Below are 3,745 nucleotides of genomic sequence, written 5' to 3'. Positions count from 1 at the left end.
ACTCCGTGTTCGCACCCGTCCTCTCCACAATTAAGTCCTTTAATTCTGAAATTGGTCTCGGATTCTCCTTTATTCCGAGTGAAAACCTCAAATTCATCGCAGGATCCGCATCTATTGCGATTACTTCCCGCTCTTTTGCAAGTATTCTTGCGAGTGTCCCCGCAATTGTTGTTTTGCCGACGCCTCCCTTACCAGCAACCGCAATTTTCATTCCCTCCGCACCCGCCTTACCATTCTACACCATTCTTTTTCTATTTCCTGCTGCTTCCAAGTTTCACGCACTCGCTCCAGCAGTTCGCCGAAATTTTCCCTGCTCTCCATCTATTCAACATTCCCTTCTCGTCTCCAAAGACAAATTCTCACCGAAATCGTGTTCACCACTTCACTCACCAGAACCAGAAAATACAAAACGCATCTGGTCATATCTGAATCCAGCATTAATCTTTTCTGCTGTTTTGTAAGCATCAATTATTCCCCAAATACAGACAATAAAATATGTCAGAAATCCAATTAGGACAAATATTAACACGATATTTATGATTTTAGGATTTCTTCGCCTATTTGACATTGTATATTTGCCTTAACCTGTGAAAAAGAAACTGAGAACAGCAGCTAATTCGGGATTTTCACAACAGAACGCATTGAGGTCGTCTTACGCCACATTTTAGGCAAATCTCCGCCTTAATATCAATTTTGCGGAGCGAAAGCAAGCTACATATCCTCCTGTTAGCAGACCAGAAGGGCGAGCATGCGAAAGCAGGCGAAGTGTTCCGCATGAAGCCTGCATTATACCCTTTTAATATATCTTGATAGCACATTGCTAAACTCTTTCATTGTTTTAGATGCCCATTCTATAATTTCTGGATAATCCTCTTCGGAAAGGTATTTTATACTACCTTTGATGTTTTTGTAAATTGCAATCCTACATGCCCTTTTTTCCTCCATTCTTTCCCATATAAGTCCTTTTATCTCATTCTCTATTTTATCCTTATGTTTTTCTAACTCCTCAAAAATTCTTTCGTTTTCATTTTTATCTCCTGTATCAATATATACTTCAATTGCAAATCTGTTATTACTTTTAAATGCCCACACAAATGATAACCCACTTTTACCAGCACCAAAGCTCAACCAACTCTGTGGTTGAGGTTTAACTTTTCTCCACCTTGGATTGGTCTTTTTATACTCATCTACTAATTTAGAATAAAATTCCAAATATTTTTTAGCTGTTTCACTCATCGTTTGACTTGACATTTTAATCATTCTTTCCCAGTCATTTGGTTTAACAACTATTCTAAAATCAGGAGCTGGTGGAGAATCCTCTATTTTAATCAACTTTATCTCAATCCCAAAAAATGATGGGCCTCCCTCTGGATCAACATTCTCATTTAACCATTCTAACGCCTTTTTATGCTCTTCTCTGAAATTTTCTGCGATCCATATTATTACACCTGCTTGTTTACCAGCAGCATAAGTAAGTATTTTACCTAAATGATCATGGTCTGTAGTTCCGAACTGATTTTCTATTATAATTATTTTGTTTGAATCGGAATCTCTTGCAATTATATCACAACTAAAATTCCCAACGCCTTCTTCTATATTACTATCAATTATATCCAGATTTAATTTTTTTCCCCCAAAATATTTAGATTCTCGTTTAGCCAAGGCGTAAAATCTTTATCCTCTTTCTCAAACACATCTTTCAAATTGACTTGTTTAATTTTTCCAAGTTTTTGCTTTATCATTATAACCACCCTGTTCTACTTTTATTAATTTTCTTCTTTCGCAGGCATACGAAGTTCGGCCTTGCCGAATTTTTGGCGTAGCGAAGCGTAGCCGTATGTCTGCTATTATATGAAGTAGCCTGCTTATACATTTTCTACACCTCTCTTCGCAAATTCTTCAAACGATAGATCTGTGTAATGGATCTTTTCTTTGTTTTTAAAGAATCTGCTAATTCTCTGCTCTTCTTCATCCTTTTGCTGCTCAGTTTTGTTTGGATGGTTGTTAATCACATATATCTCTGGGGTTTCTTCCCTAAATTGTTCAGCTCTTTTTAGTAAATATTTAATATGCAAATCCGCATCTGGAAAAGAGTATCCACATATGAATATTCTTTCAGCACTTCTTAGAACCTTATCTGCTTTTAGAAATACCTTTTGGATAAATGGATTTGTCATTTCCTTATAAAATGTTGGAGGAATAATAACAGGCTCCATTGGTGTTTTACATTCACTACATTCCTTTACTTCATAAAAAGCTTTGATAGCTCCCTTTTTTCTCAGTGTTAGTTCAATATGATTACATGTAGGGCAATATAGCCAATTTAAAGAGCCATGTATTTTCAAAAGTAACACTGCTTTATTTTTGTCAGGTCTTTTCCAATCGTTTTCTCTTTCAAAATTTATAAAATCTATTCCATAATCGAGATGGAATTCGGGATATAACTCTACCAAAACATTATCAATAATTATATCATAGTTTAGGCTTAGAAAAGCCGTTTCCCTCAGACTTCCTTCGTTTTTAAGTCTATCGACCAATTTCTTATGATGGATTATTTGTCCTCGTAATTTTTCGTCTAATACCTTAGCTATAAGAAAAATTAAGGCATTTCTGATTTCTTCTATTTCTTTCTTAGGATAACTTTTAAAGCTTTCACCGCGATAATAGGCTAAATCCAAGACCCCTAAGCATTCCTCAAAAGTAGGGAATTTTATATTCTGATTTTGGTAATTTTCAATATCGATGCCCCAAAACTTCTTAAAATATTCTATTATCAATTCTTTTGATAAAACCTGTTTGTAGTATTCAAAGAATTCTTTAAATAGTTCATTTTGTAATGGCGCTCCTTCACTTTTTGATGCACCTGCACCCAAGATTATTACCTCCTTAAATTTCTTTTTTCTTTTGTTTTGCATTTTCAACAATCTTTTTGCTTCCACATCTTTGTTTTCATGCATTTCTCTCTCCGCTCTAAAATGAAAAATCATCATTTAAAATTTTTGATTATTCAAAGGAAGTTTTATTAAAAAGATAAATAAATGAGAGAGATAATCCTTTGTTCTCCCAGCCTCCGCATGTTCGGTGCAAAATCTTAAGAACAGAACAAACGGATTCGCTGTATGTTTATGATTATTCCTCAATAACATTCACACCGAACTCACGAATGAAGAAGTTTATGCCTTCTTCTCGTGTTATTCGCTGCTTTTTGGGTATTTTTCTGCGTTGAATGCGTCGTTCTTTTATCCTGAAGCCCGGTCTTTTGAGCGAAACTGAGACATCCATGCCGAATATGCCGACTGCGGGGTCGTAAGGAATGCCGAGGTCGGTATGCTCCTCAATCCCGAAGGAGAGATTTCCGAAGGCATCAAACTGGCTCTCGTAAAGCCTGTTCTGAATTTTGAACACTTTTCGCAGGAATTCATACGCCTTTTCCTTGCGAAGCGTGACTTTGCACCCAATTGGCTCGCCCTTTTTTATGCCAAATGGCTGAATTGTGCGTTTAGCAAGCGTTTCAACAGGCTTCTGACCCGTTATTTGCTCCAATATCCGCTCTGCATTCTTTAACTTCTCCCCACTTTCCCCCACTCCTATGTTTATTACGACCTTATCTAACTCTACTCTCCTCATAGGATGCTCATGTTTCTTCCTCTCTCTTTTTGCTTCTCTCTCCGCTGCCCTCACTTCCGTCTCTGCTTCTGCTTTTGCTTCTGCCTTCGCTTCTGTCTTTGCTCCCTCCTCAACAGCC

5 protein-coding genes are annotated in these 3,745 nt (G+C 36.9%); all 5 read right to left on the bottom strand.

All coding sequences use genetic code 11. The features are described from left to right. Window positions 1–211, bottom strand: a 211-nt coding sequence (locus tag LWW95_11925; GenBank protein ID MDL1957735.1) for an AAA family ATPase, incomplete at its 3' end; no start/stop codon positions are given. Window positions 212–382: 171 nt separating this feature from the next. Continuing rightward, a complete protein-coding gene (locus tag LWW95_11920; GenBank protein ID MDL1957734.1) occupies window positions 383–568 on the bottom strand; it encodes a hypothetical protein in 186 nt (61 codons plus the stop codon). A 218-nt stretch (window positions 569–786) separates the two neighbouring features. Continuing rightward, on the bottom strand, window positions 787–1,662 hold the full coding sequence (locus LWW95_11915) for a DUF4268 domain-containing protein (protein ID MDL1957733.1): 876 nt from the start codon (window positions 1,660–1,662) through the stop codon (window positions 787–789). Between the two features lie 203 nt (window positions 1,663–1,865). Further along, window positions 1,866–2,957 carry an SIR2 family protein gene (locus LWW95_11910; protein ID MDL1957732.1) on the bottom strand — a complete coding sequence of 364 codons (1,092 nt, stop codon included), beginning with the start codon at window positions 2,955–2,957 and terminating at the stop codon, window positions 1,866–1,868. Between the two features lie 172 nt (window positions 2,958–3,129). Further along, on the bottom strand, window positions 3,130–3,627 hold the full coding sequence (locus LWW95_11905; protein MDL1957731.1) for a 50S ribosomal protein L5: 498 nt from the start codon (window positions 3,625–3,627) through the stop codon (window positions 3,130–3,132). Window positions 3,628–3,745 lie beyond the last annotated feature (118 nt).

Source organism: Candidatus Desulfofervidus auxilii, assembly GCA_030262725.1.
Classification (GTDB): Bacteria; Desulfobacterota; Desulfofervidia; order Desulfofervidales; family Desulfofervidaceae; genus JAJSZS01.
Note: the sequence above shows the minus strand (reverse complement) of the source record. Positions and strands in the feature narration are given on the sequence as shown.